The sequence below is a fragment of the Caldithrix sp. genome (assembly GCF_056497305.1).
On sequence record NZ_JBSMDE010000154.1, the window covers coordinates 1 to 19,439 of the forward strand.

The 19,439-nt window shown below is 45.1% G+C and carries 15 protein-coding genes and 1 tRNA gene; 14 read left to right on the forward strand and 2 right to left on the reverse strand.

The window, feature by feature from the left end:
* Positions 1 to 188: 188 nt before the first annotated feature.
* From dinB to ACWB0I_RS12790, 10 genes are all read left to right on the forward strand, one after another.
* A complete protein-coding gene (gene dinB / locus ACWB0I_RS12745) occupies positions 189 to 1,379 on the forward strand; it encodes a DNA polymerase IV (RefSeq protein ID WP_479388451.1) in 1,191 nt (396 codons plus the stop codon).
* A 662-nt stretch (positions 1,380 to 2,041) separates the two neighbouring features.
* Entirely contained in the window at positions 2,042 to 2,404 is a 363-nt protein-coding gene (gene secG, locus ACWB0I_RS12750; RefSeq protein WP_479388452.1) for a preprotein translocase subunit SecG, read from the forward strand.
* A gap of 8 nt (positions 2,405 to 2,412) precedes the next feature.
* Positions 2,413 to 2,497, forward strand: a tRNA-Leu gene (locus ACWB0I_RS12755).
* Positions 2,498 to 2,561: 64 nt separating this feature from the next.
* Positions 2,562 to 3,131: a phosphatase PAP2 family protein gene (locus ACWB0I_RS12760; RefSeq protein ID WP_479388453.1), complete on the forward strand. Its 570-nt coding sequence runs from the start codon at positions 2,562 to 2,564 to the stop codon at positions 3,129 to 3,131.
* A 188-nt stretch (positions 3,132 to 3,319) separates the two neighbouring features.
* Entirely contained in the window at positions 3,320 to 4,315 is a 996-nt protein-coding gene (locus ACWB0I_RS12765; protein WP_479388454.1) for an SDR family oxidoreductase, read from the forward strand.
* Positions 4,308 to 4,952, forward strand: coding sequence for a cyclase family protein (locus ACWB0I_RS12770; RefSeq protein ID WP_479388455.1), 645 nt, complete (start codon positions 4,308 to 4,310; stop codon positions 4,950 to 4,952). Before ACWB0I_RS12765 ends, ACWB0I_RS12770 begins: the two co-directional genes overlap by 8 nt.
* 3 nt (positions 4,953 to 4,955) lie before the next feature.
* The gene (locus ACWB0I_RS12775) at positions 4,956 to 5,534 is read left to right on the forward strand and encodes a DNA-3-methyladenine glycosylase I (protein WP_479388456.1); all 579 of its coding nucleotides are present in this window, start codon (positions 4,956 to 4,958) and stop codon (positions 5,532 to 5,534) included.
* A gap of 450 nt (positions 5,535 to 5,984) precedes the next feature.
* Positions 5,985 to 6,893 carry a TIGR01777 family oxidoreductase gene (locus ACWB0I_RS12780; RefSeq protein ID WP_479388457.1) on the forward strand — a complete coding sequence of 303 codons (909 nt, stop codon included), beginning with the start codon at positions 5,985 to 5,987 and terminating at the stop codon, positions 6,891 to 6,893.
* An 18-nt stretch (positions 6,894 to 6,911) separates the two neighbouring features.
* The gene (locus ACWB0I_RS12785; RefSeq protein ID WP_479388458.1) at positions 6,912 to 8,450 is read left to right on the forward strand and encodes a YifB family Mg chelatase-like AAA ATPase; all 1,539 of its coding nucleotides are present in this window, start codon (positions 6,912 to 6,914) and stop codon (positions 8,448 to 8,450) included.
* A 195-nt stretch (positions 8,451 to 8,645) separates the two neighbouring features.
* On the forward strand, positions 8,646 to 9,593 hold the full coding sequence (locus ACWB0I_RS12790; RefSeq protein WP_479388459.1) for an NAD(P)/FAD-dependent oxidoreductase: 948 nt from the start codon (positions 8,646 to 8,648) through the stop codon (positions 9,591 to 9,593).
* 510 nt (positions 9,594 to 10,103) lie between these two features.
* Here the strand turns inward: ACWB0I_RS12790 and ACWB0I_RS12795 are convergent.
* The gene (locus ACWB0I_RS12795; protein ID WP_479388460.1) at positions 10,104 to 12,134 is read right to left on the reverse strand and encodes an ATP-binding protein; all 2,031 of its coding nucleotides are present in this window, start codon (positions 12,132 to 12,134) and stop codon (positions 10,104 to 10,106) included.
* A 47-nt stretch (positions 12,135 to 12,181) separates the two neighbouring features.
* Positions 12,182 to 12,727, reverse strand: coding sequence for a cytochrome c family protein (locus tag ACWB0I_RS12800; protein WP_479388461.1), 546 nt, complete (start codon positions 12,725 to 12,727; stop codon positions 12,182 to 12,184).
* A gap of 265 nt (positions 12,728 to 12,992) precedes the next feature.
* On the opposite strand from ACWB0I_RS12800, the gene ACWB0I_RS12805 reads away from it, so the two are divergent.
* The 4 genes from ACWB0I_RS12805 (at position 12,993) to ACWB0I_RS12820 (ending at position 19,430) form a co-directional block, all read left to right on the forward strand.
* A complete protein-coding gene (locus ACWB0I_RS12805) occupies positions 12,993 to 14,726 on the forward strand; it encodes a sensor histidine kinase (RefSeq protein ID WP_479388462.1) in 1,734 nt (577 codons plus the stop codon).
* Positions 14,716 to 16,071 carry a sigma-54-dependent transcriptional regulator gene (locus ACWB0I_RS12810; protein WP_479388463.1) on the forward strand — a complete coding sequence of 452 codons (1,356 nt, stop codon included), beginning with the start codon at positions 14,716 to 14,718 and terminating at the stop codon, positions 16,069 to 16,071. Before ACWB0I_RS12805 ends, ACWB0I_RS12810 begins: the two co-directional genes overlap by 11 nt.
* Before the next feature lie 21 nt (positions 16,072 to 16,092).
* A complete protein-coding gene (locus tag ACWB0I_RS12815; RefSeq protein ID WP_479388464.1) occupies positions 16,093 to 18,339 on the forward strand; it encodes an NADP-dependent malic enzyme in 2,247 nt (748 codons plus the stop codon).
* Between the two features lie 83 nt (positions 18,340 to 18,422).
* Positions 18,423 to 19,430, forward strand: a complete 1,008-nt coding sequence (locus ACWB0I_RS12820; RefSeq protein ID WP_479388465.1) for a sensor domain-containing diguanylate cyclase — start codon at positions 18,423 to 18,425, stop codon at positions 19,428 to 19,430.
* Positions 19,431 to 19,439 lie beyond the last annotated feature (9 nt).

The window sequence follows — 19,439 nt, forward strand, 5'->3', positions numbered from 1 at the left end:
AATCTTTGCTTTGTAAAATTTGATTTCTAAATGTTCATCTACTCAAACGTTTGGGATTGCCCTGTAATTAGGCAGCTTAAAAATTTTCGCATCCCGCTAAGCGGGATTATAAGTTTTGAAGGAAGTATTCTAACCTGGCTTGTTTCCTGGCACTAATTCAACTAAATTGTCGATAATATGGAGGGATTATGATCAGAACCATTTTACATGTGGACATGGATGCTTTCTTTGCTTCCGTTGAACAGAGAGAGCATCCCGAGTTAAAAGGAAAGCCGGTTATTGTCGGCGCCGATCCTGGTGGGGGACGGGGAAGGGGCGTTGTTTCTACCTGCTCTTATGAGGCACGCAAATATGGGGTTCATTCGGCCATGCCCATTTCACAGGCCTATCGACTCTGTCCGCATGGAATCTACCTTCCGCCGAATGGTAAGTTGTACCAGCAGGTCAGTCAAAATATTTTCCAGATATTTTATGAATTCACAGACCTGGTAGAGCCCATTTCCATCGATGAAGCCTTTCTGGATGTAACGGGTAGCCAGCGTCTGTTTGGCGACGGAACAACCATTGCCCGAAAAATAAAAAAACGCATCGAAGAAAAGGAGCAGCTTACGGCATCCATTGGCGTTGCGCCCAATAAATATCTGGCAAAAATCGCTTCCGACCTGAAAAAACCGGATGGGCTGGTTGTGGTCCGGCCTGATGAGATTGAAGCCTTTCTATGGCCTCTGGATATCTCTCGCCTATGGGGCGCCGGAGAACACACGCAGCAGACGTTGAGAAAAATGGGCATTCATACCATTGGCGATCTGGCCCGATTTCCCCTGGACGTTTTGAAACAAAAACTGGGCTCTGCCGGCGAACATTTTTATCGATTGGCCCATGGCCTGGATGAACGTCCGGTAAGCGTGGAACAGGGCGTAAAATCGGTAAGTAATGAACACACATTTGCTCAGGATGTGAATGATGTGGAAGAGCTTACCAGAAAGCTGGTTTACCTGTGCGAAAAGGTGGGCTATCGATTGAGAAAAAAGAATTTGAAAGGTAAAACCATTCACCTTAAGCTGAGATATGATAATTTTTCAACCATTACGCGTAATCTGACCCTTTCTCAAGCAACCAATCAAACGCGTCAAATTGTCGATGTGATTCTGAATCTCTTTGAAAAAAATTACATGGCCGGGCGAAAGGTACGCTTGTTGGGCGTTGGCGTAAGCAATTTTGATCAACCTGGCGGCCGACAGATCAGCCTTTTTGACCTGCTGGATGAAAAACAGAACCGCCTGGATCGAGTTCAGGATTTACTGAGTAACCGCTTTGGGCACGATATTGTACAGCGCGCCGAAAGCCTGCCCCAAAAAAAAGGAGGCGGTAAAACGTAAAGTTGATTGTCCTTTGGGGCAAAAGATTGTAAATGTTTGGCGCTCAAGTCTCCGGCCATTCTTTAGTTAAGAAGGCTTAGGAATGCAGAGTCCTTAAGGCCAAACAACAATATGCGTTCAGTGGCAATCTATTATTTTTTAGAATCCTTCTCTTAAAAGATCTATCACTTTAACGTGCGAAAATTTTTATGCAGTGTGAAGAAGCAAAACCGTTGATTTGTTGAATTGTTGGTTGAATTGTTGAATGAGCATCGGGCCGACCATTGGTCGTGAATGGGGCACGTGTAAGGAATCCCCAATACATGTTAAATTTTCACACACAAGTCTTCCCCCTCTCCCAGACTTTTATTCTGGGAGAGGAGGAGAGGGCTAATTCGTGAAATGACTTCCGCTTTTGGAGGAGTAGAGTTAAGAGTATATGAGTGTAAGAGTTAAAGGGTTCAGGGGCAACGGCCTGTCATTTTTTAAAGAAGTTCTTTTGGTTGCGGCTGGGCTGCCTTAGATAAATTCCTCTTGAATCGGATTAAAAATCCTTAATCTGAAAAAAGAAATAGAGCAGAAAAATAGGAAACAAACAAATTTTGCAAGCGATTAATATTGATAATGATTAAAACTTTACTTAAATTACATGTTTGTAATTTAACAAGGAGCTGAAAAGGAATATGTACACATTATTGATTATTCTCTTTATTCTGGTAAGTATTATGATGGTTGTGGTCATTTTGCTGCAGTCGGGTAAAGGTCAGGGCCTGGCTGGTTCTATTGGCGGTGGAATGGGTGGTACTTCTGTATTTGGTGGGCGTGGCGCTGCCGACTTTTTAAGTAAAGCCACGGCCTGGATCGCGACCATTTACATTATTCTGGCCATTATGATCAGCGTCATTTACAAATCCCGTGCAGAAGCAACGCAAAAAAGTTTAATAGAAAAGAGAGTGGAGCAGCAGAAAGAAATACCCGCTCCGCACATTCCGGTCGCTCCCTTGCCCGGTGAGCAGGGACAACAGCAGCAACCGGCCAACCCTTAAAAAATAAAGCTGGAGTGGTGGAACTGGCAGACACGCTATCTTGAGGGGGTAGTGGGCGAGATGCCCGTGCGGGTTCAAGTCCCGCCTCCAGCACCCTAAAAAGAGCATCTCCAGCAGGAGATGCTCTTTTCGTTTTAACTCAACTTGATGGAATGCAATGACTGAACTGCTCCTCTTTCTGAATCATATTGACACGGTGCTCTTTATCTTTTTTAATGTGCATCTGGCCAATTCTATTTTTGATGTGGTCATGCCCTTTGTGACCGATAAGCACACCTGGTATCCGGTCTGGCTGGCGACAATTGTTTTACTGACCTGGAAGGGCGGCCCAAAAGGTCGCTGGGTGGTGCTGATTACCCTGCTGGCTGTGGGCACGGCTGATCTTGGAGTCAACCGCATCTTAAAACCGTGGATCCAGCGCATTCGTCCCTGTAATGTGGTTGATCAGGCCCATCTTTTAATCGGAAAAAAATCGTCATTTTCCATGCCTTCATCTCATGCGGCCAATTTTTTTACTCTGGCCACGGTGTTTAGTTACTTTTATCGAAAGTACCGCTATATCTTCTACTTTCTGGCTGCACTGGTAGGCTATTCGCGTATTGCCGTAGGTGTGCACTATCCGTTTGATGTCCTTGTCGGTGCCCTGGTTGGAATGGCTATTGCCTATAGCTGGATCGAGCTTTTCAGGAAATTGCTGGCTTCGAAACAAAACCCCTGGCTGCAATAAGCTGTGCCGCTCCGCTGTCAGCAAATCTAACAGTATTTGTTTACTCCAATGAATAAAGAGCACAGATTATCCCCGCAAAAAAACTTGCCTGTTTTAGAAATAACAGTGAAATTGTCTCATTAAAGGAAATGTGTAATGCAACCTGCATGGATCAGCAATGCGTGTAAGCGGTAAAAAGGAGCTGGATCGTGTCTTTAAAAATTCTTTTCATCGGAGGCACCGGGATTATCAGCTCGGCCTGCGCTACGGTTTGTCTGGAAAAAGGGCATGAGCTGTACCTGATCACGCGCGGGCAGAGTGAACGGCCCATTCCCCGCCGCGCCCGACATATTTCTGCTGATGTCCATGATGTGGATTCCCTTTCTGAGGTATTGAAAAATAAGTCCTTTGACGCGGTGGTAGATTTTGTGGCTTACACTGTTGAGCATGTGGAACGCGATTTACGATTCTTTAAGGACAGAACAGCACAGTACGTCTTTATCAGTTCGGCCTCGGCTTACCAGAAATCGCCACAACGCTGGCCCATTACTGAAGACACGCCTTTAAAAAATCCATTCTGGAAATATGCCCGGAATAAAATTGCCTGCGAAAACCGTTTGATGCGCGCCTGGCGCGAAGAGGATTTTCCGGTGACGATCGTGCGCCCCTCGCACACCTATGACCCGCGTACCATCCCTTTAAAAGGCGGTTACACCAATATTGCCAGATGGCAGCAGAATAAACCGGCTATTTTGCATGGCGATGGCACTACCTTGTGGACACTGACCCATCATCTGGATTTTGCGCAGGGTTTGGTCGGCTTACTCGGTTTGCCACAGGCCATCGGAGAAGCCTTTCACATCACATCCGATGAGATTTTGAGCTGGAATCAGATCGCGGCTATTGTGGCCGAAGTTTTTGAAGTCCCGTTGCGAACATTGCACATCCCCTCTGAAGTCCTGGCTAAATATGATGCCGAATGGGCTGGAAGTCTGTTAGGCGACAAACGCTTTTGCCTGTTTTTCGACAATTCCAAAATTAAACGTTTTGTGCCAGAATTTAAGGCAAACATTCCTTTTAGACAGGGTGCCAGGCAAATGGCTGAATGGTTTAAGGCGAATCCTCACAAACAACAAGCCGATCCTTACTGGGAGAAAATATTTGACCAAATTGAACAAGACTGGAAGGCTACAATAAATGGCTAAATTAATCGATCTGTCACATCCCATTACTGCTGACATGCCGCTTTTTCCCGGTACACCTCCTGTAAAAATAAATCAGCTGCACACGGTTGAAAAAGATGGTTTTGCCGAAAAACAAATTCAATTAACCACCCATGTAGGGACCCACCTGGACGTTCCGGCGCACATGTTAACCAATGGCAAAACCGTAGATCGATTGCCTCTGGAAACCTTTTGGGGCCGTGCGCAAGTAATCGATGTGCGTGCCTTTGTGGATCAAACCATACCGGCACATCTATTCAATGCTCTGTTAAACAATGATGCTCCCGACTTTTTACTTTTCTACACAGGTTTTGGACAAAAATGGGGAACAGAGGCCTATTGGGGACGATTCCCTGTGCTGAGTGAGCAGGCTGCTGAGAGGATTGGGCAGAGCCGCGTTAAAGGAATTGGGCTCGACGCCCCTTCGGTAGATCCTATGGATGCTGTTGAATTTTCGATTCATCTTAAGTTGTTTTCCTGCCAAAAAATTATCATTGAAAATCTTACCAATCTGCGCTGGCTACCGGCCAACACCTTTTGGTTGAGTGTTTTCCCCCTGAACCTGATAGCAGCCGACGGAATGCCGGTCAGAGCGGTAGCCATCATAGACGAGGAGTAGTCATTGAAGCACAGAAAACGATGCGACTGGGTACCAGAAAACGATCCTTTGTACGTGGTCTACCACGACCAGGAGTGGGGCGTGCCACTTTTTGATGATCAAAAACTGTTTGAATTTTTAATTCTGGAGGGATTCCAGGCCGGACTGAGCTGGAGGACCGTGCTGTACAAAAGGGAAAATTTTCGCCGCGCTTTTGATTATTTTGATGCTCAGAAAATTGCAGACTATGATGAACACAAAATCGAGCAGCTCATGCAGAATGCAGGCATCATCCGTAATCGGCTAAAAATTTTGGCGTGTATTAACAATGCCCGGCGTTTTCTGGAAGTGCAGCAAAAATTCGGCAGTTTTTCACACTTCATCTGGCGCTTTACCAACGGCAAACCGATTATCAATCACTGGAAAAGTATGAAGGAATTGCCGGCCAGAACGGATTTGTCCGATCTCATCAGTAAAGAACTCAAAGCATTGGGCTTCAAGTTTGTCGGCTCAACCATTATTTATGCCCACATGCAGGCTACAGGTATGGTAAATGATCATCTGGTTTATTGCTTTCGACATGTGGAATTATCGGGAAAGTGAGTTCTGTAAGGAATGCCTCTGGTATGTAGGCCTTGATGGTCCCTGCCTGAACGGACTCTTTCTACTCGTCAAAGCGTATTTAAAATCGTGTAACGGATATTATCGCCTATGAATCGCAAAACCAATGGATTGAGACATGGCTTGTGCAACGTAGAAAATACAAGATTTTTTTGAAATTAATCGGTTCATTGACTACATTTTGGAAGATCAAAAGGCAAAAAACGACAACCAGACTCATGACAGCAAAATCCGAACTTCCAGGCGCTAACGACACTACCAAAACAGACGCTTCCTGTTCGCAAACGAGTTGTATTCAAAATAAGATGCGTTTAGTCCTGATAGCGAAATACAGCCTGATAACTTTTAAACGATTTGCTCCTTTGATTACGGTTTAAGAAGCCATGGACGAAATCAGCATTAATTAGAAAGCCTTAAAGCTTTGAGGCGCGCATGAAGATCATCATTACCGGAGCTACAGGCTTCATAGGGCGTTATCTGGTATTCTTCTTTGTAGAGAGAAAATTCTCAGTAGTTGCCCTGAGTCGCCATCCACAAAGGGCCAGAAATCTGTTCCCCCCTTCAGTAAAATGTTTACCCTGGAAAAATCAGAACCCTTCGTCCTGGATCGAAGAACTCCAGCAACCTTCAGTGATCATTAATTTGATTGGCGAAAATATTGCCGGGGGACGGTGGAGTGAGGCATACAAACAGAGGCTACGCCATAGTCGCCTGGATTCTGTAAAAACTTTACTCAAAGCCTTACAACCGCCATGGGCACAGAACCATTTGCTTGTACAGGCATCGGCGGTGGGCTATTATGGCCATGTCCAGCATGTGGTCGATGAAACCGCGCCGCCAGGCCATGATTTTTTAGCGCGTCTGGTGGCCGATTGGGAAACAGCCAGCCAACCGCTTGAAAACCTCGGAGTGCGTCGCGTCATTATGCGGCTGGGCGTGGTGCTGGGTAGAGGCGGGGCGCTGCGCAAAATGTTGTTACCTTACAGACTTTTGTTAGGCGGAAGTCTGGGCAGCGGAAAACAAGGCTTTCCCTGGATTCACATTCTGGATGTGGCCCGCGCCATCTTATTTTTGATTGAGCATGTTGAACTGAACGGGGTATTTAATTTTGTAGCGCCGCAAAAAGTGAATCAAAAGGAATTTAGCCGCGCCCTGGGCAACGTATTGCACCGCCCGGCCTGGTTACCCATGCCGGCGCCGCTCTTAAAACTACTACTGGGCGAAATGGCCCGCCTGGCTTTGCTCAGCGGACAGTTTGTGGAACCCAAAAAATTGCTTTCTGCTGGATTCCGTTTTCAATATCCTGAACTGAAAAGCGCTTTAAATGATATTCTCAGATAATACTTAAAGGTAATTGAAATGATTTCTAAAGTGTACACGGCTGCCTTGATGGGCATCGATGCTTATGTGGTGGAGGTGGAAACGCATCTGGAAAAAGGGATGCCCTATTTTGGCATTGTCGGACTGCCGGACAATGCGGTTAAGGAGAGCCGCGAACGAGTCGCTGCGGCCATTAAGAATTCTGGCATCTATTTTGTAGCCCAACAACGGATCACTATTAATCTGGCCCCGGCCGATATTAAAAAGGAAGGCTCCTCCTACGATCTGCCCATTGCCATCGGCATTTTAACTGCTCAGGGCAAAATCGACGCTCAGGCCGTGGAAGATTATCTGATCCTGGGAGAGCTGGCACTGGACGGCAGTATTCGTCCCATTCACGGCAGTCTGTCTATTGCCATTAAAGCGCGCGAGGAGCAGTTCAAGGGCTTAATTGTTCCTCAGGAAAACGCTCGTGAAGCGGCCATGGGCAGCGGTTCTGTAAAAGTCTATCCCATGAGTCATTTGCTGGACGTGGTCAATTTTTTGAATGGTCATGCTGATTTTGATCCTCTGACTGTAGATGTGCACCGGATCTTTGCCGAAGAGAGTAAATCTCCTCTGGATTTACGTGATGTAAAAGGTCAGGAGCACGTGAAACGGGCCATGGAAGTGGCTGCAGCCGGCGGACACAATATCATTATGATCGGGCCTCCGGGTTCCGGGAAAACCATGCTGGCCAGACGTTTTCCTACCATTCTACCGTTGATGTCATTGGAAGAAGCCATTGAAACAACCAAAATCCATTCTGTGGCTGGTTTGCTGCCCCCGGATCATGGCTTGATTGGCGTACGTCCCTTTCGGTCTCCGCACCACACCATTTCGGATGTCGCTCTGGTGGGCGGCGGACGTTTCCCCAGGCCAGGCGAAGTCAGTCTGGCGCACCATGGGGTTCTCTTTCTGGACGAACTGCCCGAATTCAAGAAAAATGTGCTGGAAGTATTGCGACAGCCCATGGAAGATGGCAAGGTCTCCATTGCGCGCGCTGCGTTCTCTTTAACCTATCCGGCTAAATTTATGCTGGTGGCGGCTATGAATCCATGCCCCTGCGGTTATTACGGAGATCCTACCCATTCCTGCACCTGCACCATCCCACAAATTCAAAAGTACCGTTCCAGAATCTCCGGGCCTTTGCTGGATCGCATCGATTTGCACGTGGAGGTGCCCGCTGTAAATTTTAAACAATTAACTTCCGATCGTTCCGGTGAACCCTCTGCTGTAGTGCGTCAACGTGTGCAGCGAGCCAGGGAAATCCAATTAAAACGTTTTGCCAGAGAGAAACACGTCTTCTGTAATGCCCACATGGAGAGCAACCTGATTCGCAAATACTGCGTGATTGATGAGCAGGGCAAGGAATTGATGAGCAATGCCATTAAAAATGTGGGCTTGTCAGCCCGCGCTTACGATCGGGTTCTGAAAGTGGCAAGAACCATCGCTGATCTGGAGGAGAGTGAACAGATCTTGCCCCACCATTTAAGCGAGGCTATTCAGTACCGAAGCCTGGACCGTGAGATGCCCTGAAAAAGAGAGTGATAAAGTGATGAAAAGAAAAGATGGAAGCCCCTTGAATAATTGAAGAATGTTGGTGGGGGAAAGTGGCTGGGGATGACGGTAGGTAAAAAAGTTTCCTTTCACTTACTATTTAATGCGAAATGGAGAAGGATTTGACGATCATCGCTATGAGACTGTTTTAAACTTGTAAAAAGAAGGTGCGTCGTGGTTGAAGCAGAAATAATTATTGTTGGTGGTGGGCCGGCAGGCGCCAGCTGTGCCGGGGAACTCCATCGAGCGGGGCGTGATGTATTGATTCTTGACAAAAAATCGTTTCCTCGCACCAAGCTTTGCGCTGGTTGGGTCACGCCCAGAGTCTGGAAATTACTTGGCGTTAAAGCGCAGGATTACCCCCATAGTATTGTCCTTTTTAAAAAGCTCCACTATTTTTTCGGGAAAAAACGGATTGCACTACCCACCCGCCAATATTCCATCCGACGGTATGAATTTGATCATTGGCTAATCCAGCGCTCTGGTGCGCAGTTTATACGACACGAGGTCAAAAATATCCGTCAACAGGAGGAAAATTTCATTATCGATGATCAATTCCGCTGTAAAATTCTAATAGGGGCCGGTGGAACGAATTGTCCGGTTTACCGTACCTTTTTTGCCAAACACAGACCGCGCCATCCTGAAAAACGCATCGCCACTATGGAGCTGGAGTTCCCCTTTTCCTACAGGGACCCTAACTGTTATTTGTGGTTTTTTGAAAATGATCTTTCCGGTTATTCATGGTATGTTCCAAAAGGCAACGGCTATTTAAATATTGGTATTGGCGGTAAATTTGCCGTCCTGCAAAAAAAGAGACAAACCATTCAACAACATTGGCAGTTTTTTATCAACAAGCTGGTATTAAACCATTTGATTGATGCTGATCCCGGGCCGGTGAAGGGCTACCAATATTTTTTGCGTCAGGATGATCAGGTGCAGTTAAAAAATATCTATTTAATAGGGGATGCGGCGGGCCTGGCGACCATCGACATGGGGGAAGGCATTGGCCCTGCCATTCAGAGTGGGCTGCTGGCTGCCAGAGCCATTTTAAATGGGCAGCCTTACACTATTAATAGGATACCGAAATTTAGTTTATGGGATATTCTGTTCTGGTGGCGATAAAAAATAATTAAAAATTACGAATTATGAATTTTGAATTTAAAATATGGGTTCACTCTAAAAAATATTTTTGTATTACTTCCATTAAAAGATCTAGTCCCGCCACAGCGGGATGAGAAAATTTTTGTGTTGTGTGAGGAAGTAAAACCGTTGAATTGTTGATTTGTTGAGTGGTTGAATGAGCATCAGGCTGACAGGACCAAATTCCCATTGATCGTGAATTTTACATGATAGGAAATCTCTAACACATTTGGGGAAATTTAACACACAAGTCTTCCCCCTCTCCCAGATTTTTATTCTGGGAGAGGGGGATTGAGGGGGTGAGGGCAAATAATTACTTTACGCCCTTTGCGGTCTTTTAAAAGTTGCGGCTTTGCTACCTTAGAGCACAGATTTACATTTTTTAATATCTGGAGCAGCCAGCTTTCCATTTTCCACTGCGCCACACACATCATTGGCCACTCATGTTAAAGTTTTCTGGAAAAGAGAATGGAGCAGCTACCAGTCTTAACATCAGACAAGGCGCTGAATTTCCCTGGGTAGCAATAAACTAAAGGTTGTCCCGCGGGCAGGTTCGCTGTCAACCTGAATAAGCCCTTGATGTTCGAAAACAATGCGTTGTACCAGGCTAAGACCAATTCCCGTGCCGCTGGCTTTTGTGGTGAAGTAAAGATTAAATATCTTGTCTTTTTGATCCGGCGGAATGCCCCTGCCGGAATCGGTGACATTGATCTGAATTTTATCCTCAACCTGCAGAACTTCGATGGACAGAGTCCCCTGGTTTTCCATGGCATCCAGCGCATTTTGAATCAGATTGGACATCACATCGCGCATCTGATTGGCATCCCAGAAAACCATTCCATCCCAGTGCATGTTTAATTTAAATGTAACCTGACGTTCAGAAAAGGTCGGTTGATATTGAGCCACAATGGAATTGAGCCATTCACTCAATTGAAACTTAGAAGGTCGTACTGGCTCTGGTCGTGAAAAGCGTAAAAATTCATTGATTTTTTGATTGATGCGCTTGACCTCAGTGTACACAATGTCCATCAATTCTTCGTACAGAGATTGATCTTCCTGTGGCTTAAAATCTTTTTTTAATTGTTGCACAATGGTGCTGATGCTGTTTAGCGGATTTCTGATTTCGTGCGCCACGCCTGCCGCTAACTGGCCGATAGCGGTCAGTTGTTCCTGGCGTTTGAGATGCTCTTCAAATTGTTTCTGTCTGGTAATGTCTCTCAGTACCAGAATGCTGTTTTCATGCCCTTCACTGTCCAGAAACCGGCTTTGAGAAACCAGAATGGTTTTTTGCACATTGTTCACTACCAATGGAACTTCGTGGATCTGGTCGGGCTGTTCAGCCAGGCGCTGCCGGATGGGTTCGTCTAATAGCCGTTCCAGCGGCTTACCCAGCAAGCGGTCTCTTTTTGTATTAAACAATTGCTCTGCAGAGCGGTTAAAAATTTTAATGCCTGTTCTGGAATCGGAAACAATAATCGCGTCACTCACATTTTCAATGATATTGGATGAATAGGTTTCAATGATCGTGTACTGTTTGTGCAAAATATCGTAGCGCTGTCTAAAAAAGGTGAAGGTAACCATTAACAGGGCCAGAGTGATCAAAATAAAACTTAGGACCATCAACCGGCGATAAATGCGTTGATTGATGCTTTCCAGAGCTCTGGAAGACAAACCCAGGCGAAACAGACCAATGTTGTTCTGGCGGTAGGAAAACGGATGGTCCGCTTCAAAGATGCGAACCGAATCAAAATCGAGGATTTTAAAGGAAACCGGATTTGATTGTGTAGCATGTTGTAAAAACGTTTGCTCCTCTGGAGGGGCCAGGTACTCTAATTTTCCGGCCGCAGCAATGATGTTGGTAGAATCTTGCAGGGCCAAAAAGATAATGTTGGGAACTTCGGTAGCCAGGCTACGAATTAAAGAACCGAAATCGGCCTGCTGGCTGGTTACGTTTTTCAGAGTTGCTCTGCCAATCAAAAAGAGGATTTCTCCCCGAGGAGTAAACATACATCCTACGCGAAAGAGGGAAGTATCTGCGGCGTCATTCCATCTTTCCTGCCAGAAGAGCGTGTCGCCACTCACCGCACGTAATTCAAGGGCTTTGTCCAGTAAATGATTCAACTGATCTAAGGAAAACTGTTTGAATTGTCCGCTAAGCAAAAAGGGTGTGTACAGCGAATCGAGAAAAAGCAACCCATCGATGTTGGCTCGGCGCATGGTCTTTTCTATTTCTCTGAAAGAGATGCGTTCCTCAATACTTAAAGCGTAAAAAGTCTGTAAAATGCGGGCCAGATGGTTCTCAATAATTTTTTGCCCCTGAACATTATTTTTAATCAGGTTTTCAGAGGCCATAATGACCGAGTGTAGTGTGGCTTCTGACTGATTGCGCATCAATTCAAGAAGCTCGTTCCTGCTCTGGCGCATTTCAAACAGGGCATTGGCAATCAACAAAAAAGCCACCAAAAGGTAGAGTAAAATGAGATAGCGGTAGGTCTTTATGGATGTGATGATTCTTTGTAACATGTTAATTAAAAAGCCACCCTCAAAACGGAGGATGGCTTTTCGACATATTATTTCTTTTTTGGTATCGGGTGTGCAATTTTGGCTGCATATTGCTTAAAATTAAAGGGTTTATGGAAAGGATTTTTTTCGTTATGACAGGTTACACAAACCTTTTCTGTCGGAATGATCAACCCATTGGCTTTAGCCTTTTCAAGATTTTTCATGACGCTCATTTTTTTGTACGCGCTGCCAGGGCCATGGCAGGATTCACAGGACACGCCTTCTTCCATGGTTAATTTACCCTTAGGATCGATCTGGGCTTTATCAACGGCCGCCATGGTTGAATGGCACGTAGTACATTTGGGATCCTTGGAAGGATCGGCAATCCCATGTTCTTTGGCATATTTCATGGCTTTTTCACTTTTCAACGATTCCATGGCTTTGGCATGAGGGCCATTTTTCCAGATAGTGTATTGTTTGCCGCTCTTCTTTGTGTTGTGGCAGGTCTTACATTTGGCAACGCCTACATATTTAAAATTGCCGGCCAAAGCATAATTGCTCCATACACTAAATGCAAGAAAGAGCGTTACCAGAAATTGCATGGTTTTTCTCATAGTTCCATCCCCTACGTTAATTGGACACTTTTAATTACTACAAGAATAAGATAGCGATATCTTTAATTTAATTCAACTCTAACGCCTAAAATTTTTTCATGTTTCATCCTTTTAAAAAATTTTGTTAATTTGTGAACAAAATTTTAAAATAACTAAAAATCGTTGTATATTTGTCTTTTGAAAAGAAGTGAGCGCGCTTCAGCCAATGTGCGCCTAAATAACAGAGAAGAGTAGGGAAAAAGGCTTTTAAGCCCTGAAGCCATATATGATAAATAGATTAATCGGAATAAAAAATTCGGGTTTAAACCTCAGGTTTTTGGTTTACTTTTTACTCTTTGCTTATGTGCCACTAACCATTTTCAGTGTGGTCGGTTATTTTTTGAACCGTCGAATTTTGCATCAGATTTACAGCCAGGATCAAAAACAATATGTTTTAAGATGGGAAAGAAGCTATCGTCAAATCCTGGAAAGTGAAAAAGCCGTCTATTCGATTCTATTAACCAACCTGGACGACCCGCTTAAAATCTTCGAACTTAAAAAATCACACAGAGCCCTTATCAGTCATCCCTGTGCTTTAATAGTGAAAGGAGAGGTATTTTCTCCCTATAAGCAAGATAACGATTTTAATCGCGATATCCGTAAGGCGTTAACAGCCCAGAGCGATCTGTATTTCAATCTGAAAAACACCACCTTCTGGTTAAGGTTACATCTGGATGCCGATCATATCCTCTTTGTCAGATACCCCGTGCACAATTTACTGACCACGGGTCTGGGGCTGCAACAAAACACGCAAATTTTTTTGATTTCAGAAGATCAGGGGGTGGTCATTTCCAAACAGGAAATACGGGTATTCGACGACCAGGCTCATGACAGAAGCAGGGAGATTACGGAATTTGTTCAGAAATTAAAAGACAATCCGGAATGGCTTACGGTCCTGTCCGATTTTGAACCAGGCTGGCAGGTAGTTTACCAGAGGAGTACAGCAGCCATTTTCAGCCCTTTAAAGAAATTTCTTTTTCAAATTATTGTGGCCAATCTGGCCATAGGTATTTTGTTGCTTGTTTTTGCCGTGTTCACGGCTCAGAGTATTTCACGGCCCATCAGAATGCTGGCCGAAGCGGCTAAACGAATCAGCCATGGGCATCTGAACGAAGCTTTTCCTATTAAAGGAAAAGATGAAATCAAAGAACTGGCCGTGGAGTTCGAGACCATGCGCCAGAAGCTGCTGGAATCGTATCAGAATTTGGAAAAGAAGATCGAAGAGCGCACACGGGCTCTGCGTGAAGCGCAGTTTCAGATATCGCATCAGGAAAAAATGGCCAGCATCGGATTGCTGGCGGCTGGCATTGCCCACGAAATTGGCAATCCCTTAACCAGCATCTCTTCCATGACTCAAATTATTAAACGCAAAGTCAACGACGAAAATGTCGAGCAATATTTGAACACCATCCGCGAGAACATCGAACGCATATCACGTATTGTGCGGGAGCTGGTCGATTTCGCCAGGCCTTCCAGTTTAGAGGCAACCTGGGTGAACGTAAACGATGTTATTCGCAACGCCTATGGCATCCTCAAATATGACAAACGGGCCAAGGCCGTTGAATTTAAGTTAAGTTTGCAGGAAGACATTCCGAACCTGTTTCTTGTGCCTGATCAGCTGTTACAGGTGGTCCTTAATATTTTGTTAAATGCCATGGACGCTCTGAAAGAAGGCAAAGGCCGGATTGAAATCGAATCCCGATTGGAAGACGAACATATTTTGATCACCATTGCGGATAATGGGGTGGGCATTCCTGAAGAGCATTTGAGTAAAATATTTGAACCTTTCTTTACCACCAAGGATGTAGGCCGCGGCACAGGACTGGGGCTTTCGGTGAGTTATGGAATCATTAAGAACTTTAACGGCTCCATTTCTGTTCAAAGTAAAGTGGGCGAAGGGAGCGCCTTTACTATTAAACTACCGGTGAAAAATAATATGGAGAACATAGATGCAAGCTAATATTCTTGTAGTAGATGATGAACGATCCATCCGCGACTCCCTGGAACTGGTATTAAAAGAAGAAGGTTACGGAGTACAAACCGCGACAGACGGTAAACAGGCCATGGAACTGTTACAAAATCATGATTTTGACATCATGATTACGGACCTCAAAATGCCGGAAGTCGATGGCATTCAACTTACCCAACACTGTTTGCAAACCTATCCCCAGACCTCGGTAATTATAATTACAGCCTATGGTAGCCTGGAAACCGCTATCGAAGCTTTACGGTTGGGCGCCTACGATTACATCCTGAAACCGTTCGAATTTGACGATGTGCTCATTAAGGTGCAAAATCTGATTAAACACAAAGAACTGATTCTGGAAAATCAGGCTCTGCGTCGGGAGATTCATGCCCGTTACGACTTTAGCAATATCGTGGGTCAGAGCCCGCAGATGAAAGAGGTTTTTAAGCTGATTGAAAAAGTAGCCAAAACAAAGGGCAACGTTCTGATTACCGGAAAAAGCGGAACGGGAAAAGAATTGGTGGCCAGAGCCATCCATTACAATAGCGACCGGGCCAATAAACCTTTTGTGGCCATCAATTGCGGCGCTATTGTGGGCACGTTGATGGAGAGTGAATTTTTCGGCCACAAAAAAGGCGCCTTTACCGGAGCTATTCGTGACAAAGACGGATTTTTTAAGATAGCCAACGGAGGCACCCTGTTTTTAGACGAAGTAGGGGACATCCCGTTGCACTTGCAGGTTAAACTTTTACGCGCGATTGAAGAGGGCGTCATTTTGCCGGTGGGAGGCACCACGCCCATTAAGATTGATGTCCGCATTATTGCGGCTACCAATCGTGATCTGCTAAAGGATATTGAGGAAGGTCGGTTTAGAGATGATCTCTACTACCGTTTAAATGTGGTTGAAATAAAACTTCCTTCCCTGAATGAACGAAAGGAAGACATCCCTTTACTGGTGGACCACTTTATTAAAAAGTACAACTACGAATTAAAACGCCGTGTTCTGGGAACCGACAATGAGACCATGCGCATTCTGATGAACTATCCCTGGAAAGGTGGAATTCGGGAGCTGGAAAATGTGATTGAACGCGCGCTCATCCTTTGCGAAGGAGATTACATCACCAAAAAGGATTTGCCTCCCAATATGGTTCAGGATGAATATTTGAATGCCATACCCGATCGTTTGAAAGATGCCGTAGCAGCTTTTGAAAAAGAACACATTTTGAATATTTTAAGACGCACCGGAAACAATAAAGAAGAAGCTGCTAAATTATTAGATATCAGCTTATCGTCGCTTTACAGAAAGATGGATGAGCTGGGAATTAAAAATGTTCGCTAAAACCCAATTTTGGAGGTTGACATGATTCGAAAAGAAGATGCGCTGGCCTATCATTCTGAAGGCCGCAAAGGGAAAATTGAAGTAGTTAACACTAAACCCTGTTTAACACAACGCGATTTAAGTTTAGCTTACACGCCGGGCGTTGCCGAACCCTGCCGTGAAATCGAGAAAAACCCGGATCTAGCTTACGAGTACACGGCCAAGGGCAATCTGGTAGCGGTTGTTTCCAATGGGACGGCCGTTCTGGGGTTGGGTGATATCGGTCCATTGGCTGGTAAACCGGTTATGGAAGGCAAGGGTGTATTGTTCAAACGCTTTGCCGATATCGATGTGTTCGATATTGAGATCAATTCCAAAGACCCGGACGAAATTGTGCGTACGGTTAAATTGCTGGAACCGACCTTTGGCGGAATTAATCTGGAAGATATCAAAGCTCCGGAGTGCTTTTACATTGAAGAAAAACTGATTGACATCATGGATATTCCCGTTTTTCATGACGATCAACACGGCACGGCGATTATTTCTGCGGCAGCGCTGATTAATGCCCTCTATTTACAGGGTAAAAACATCGAAGATGTAAAAGTAGTGTTCAGCGGCGCCGGAGCGGCCGGCATTGCCTGCGCTACATTGTACTGTGAATTGGGCGTGCGCAAAGAAAACCTGTATCTGGTCGATTCTAAAGGTCTGGTTTACAAAGGGCGAAAAGAAGGCATGAACCCTTACAAGGAACGGTTCGCCAATGGCGATAGCCCGGCAACCCTGGCCGAGGTCATCAAAGGGGCTGATGTTTTTGCCGGCGTTTCGGTAGCCGGTCTGGTCACCAAAGAAATGGTTAAATCCATGGCCGATAAGCCCATCATCATGGCCATGGCCAATCCCGATCCGGAAATTCGGTATGAAGAGGCGACTTCAGTACGCGATGATTTGATCATGGCTACCGGTCGTTCCGATTATCCCAATCAGGTGAATAACGTTTTGGGATTTCCTTTCATTTTCCGTGGCGCTTTAGATGTCCATGCCCGAAAGATCAATATGGAAATGAAAAAGGCAGCCGTGTATGCCCTGGCCGAACTGGCCCGTCAGGATGTGCCAGATTCAGTGATTAGAGCCTATGGCGGTAAACCGTTTCATTTTGGTCCGGAATACATCATTCCCAAACCTTTTGATCCGCGTGTGTTAACCTGGGAAGCCATGGCTGTGGCCAAAGCAGCGGTTAAAACGGGCGTAGCCCGCAAAAAAATCACGGATTGGGATGCTTATCGCGATAGCCTGGAAAGCCGACTGGGGCGTTCGCACGAAGTTTCGCGCATCCTGATTAATAAAGCCAAAGACATCAAAAAACGCATTGTTTTGCCCGAAGGAGAAGAGATCAAAGTGCTGCGCGCCACCCAAATTTTATTGGACGAAGGCATTGTTGAACCCATCTTATTGGGCCGTAAAGAAAAGATTCTGGAATTAGCCAGAGAACACGATCTGGATATCAGCAAAGCCAGGATCATCGAATACGCGGAGAGCGAACACATTGACGAGTATGTGGACGAGTTGTACCGATTACGGCAACGTAAAGGTCTAACACGCAATGCCTGTCACCGATTATTAACCACCGATCACAATTATTACGGGGTGATGATGGTGCGCAAAGGTCATGCCGATGGCATGGTTTCCGGAGTCAATCATTATTATCCGGAAGTGATTCGTCCGGCGCTGCAAATTCTTGAAGTGCAAAAAGATAAAAAGTTTATCGCCGGCCTTTATGCCATGGTTTTTAAGAAAGAAACCATCTTCTTTGCCGATACGACCGTCAATATTGAATCCACGCCGGAAATCCTGGCCAATACGGCTATTCTGGTGGCCGATAAGGTGAAAAAGACCTTTGACATTGAACCGCGTATTGCCATGCTTAGCTTCAGTAATTTTGGTAGTGTGCGCCATCCCTACTCGGAAAAGGTAGCTAAGGCTACAAAGATGGTCAAAGAGATGAGGCCGGACCTGATCGTTGATGGCGAAATGCAGGTTGACCTGGCTTTTGACACGGAATTGAGAGAAAGAGATTACAGCTTTTCAGATCTGAAAGGTCGGGCCAATATTTTGATCTTCCCCTCGCTTGAGGCCGGTAATATTGGCTACAAACTGATGATGCGACTGGGCGGAGCAGAGGCCATTGGACCTATTCTGGTCGGCCTTGAGAAATCGGTGCATGTTCTACAACGACATTGCGATGTGGACACCATCGTCCGGATGTGCGCGATTGCCGCACTAGATGCTTAATAAAATTGAAAACATCCCCGAATATAGGTTCGGGGATTTTTTATTTGGCAAATTTTAGGCCCAAAAATCGGGAGGGCATTATTATGGAGCAGCTTATCCTTTCTTCGATCGAATCCAGCTTAGCTGAAATGAAAAGCGCCAAGAATTGTGAACGCATTCTTCACAACCAACTCGGCGAACTTGTTAAGCTGCTTGACTTAAATGTGGCAGCCATTATTGAACTCAATCCGGAAACGGAGCAACTTGAAATACGAAACTTTTACAATTTGTCCTGGAATTTTTGCAAAAATTACCGCCGTCCTATCGATTCTGCGTTATTACGTGAACTAATCTGGAATAATCAGGATATTAATATTCCCGAAAAAAAACACGGACAAAAAGTGGTAGAACAACTGCGCATGGATCACCATTTTGTTTCGGCTTTTGTCACCAGTTTAAATGCCCTTCAGCAACCCCTGGGCTTTTTGTATGTGGATTCTTTAGAGCTGAATTTTTTCAATGAAGAGAGGCAGCGCATTGTGCGAATTTTTGCCAGCTTAATCTCTACCGTTCTTCATCTGGAACGGCTTTCGCAAAAATTAAAAGGCCTGGATCGCTTTGACGAAGAATCCGGCGCTCTGCGTTTTGAGTATTACCTGCCCTTTTTAAAAGAAAATGTTCATCGCAGTACGCGCATGATTGAACCCTATTCGCTTCTTTTGCTCGATCTGGAAAAGTACGGCCATGTGATTACTCAATTTGGAATACAAATCGCAAAAGATTTATTACAGGAATTGGTTCAAAAAATTAAAACGCAATTACGTAAATACGATGAAATATGCCGCTTTGGGGCAGATGAGTTCTTAATTAGCCTGCCTGCAACAAACAGGCAAAACGCTTTTGAGGTGGCCAGAAAGATAAAAAAAGTGGTGGAACAGTCTGAATTCACGGAAAAAAGATTGAAAGTTTCGCTTTTTATTGGGATTGCTTCTTTTCCCGAGAATGCCAATTCGCTGAACGGTTTGTTGGTGGCGGTAAAAAATGCCTTGATGACGGCCAAACGAACAACCGATCCAAACCGAATAGCAACAATCTCAACCAAATTTGAATAAAAGAAAGGA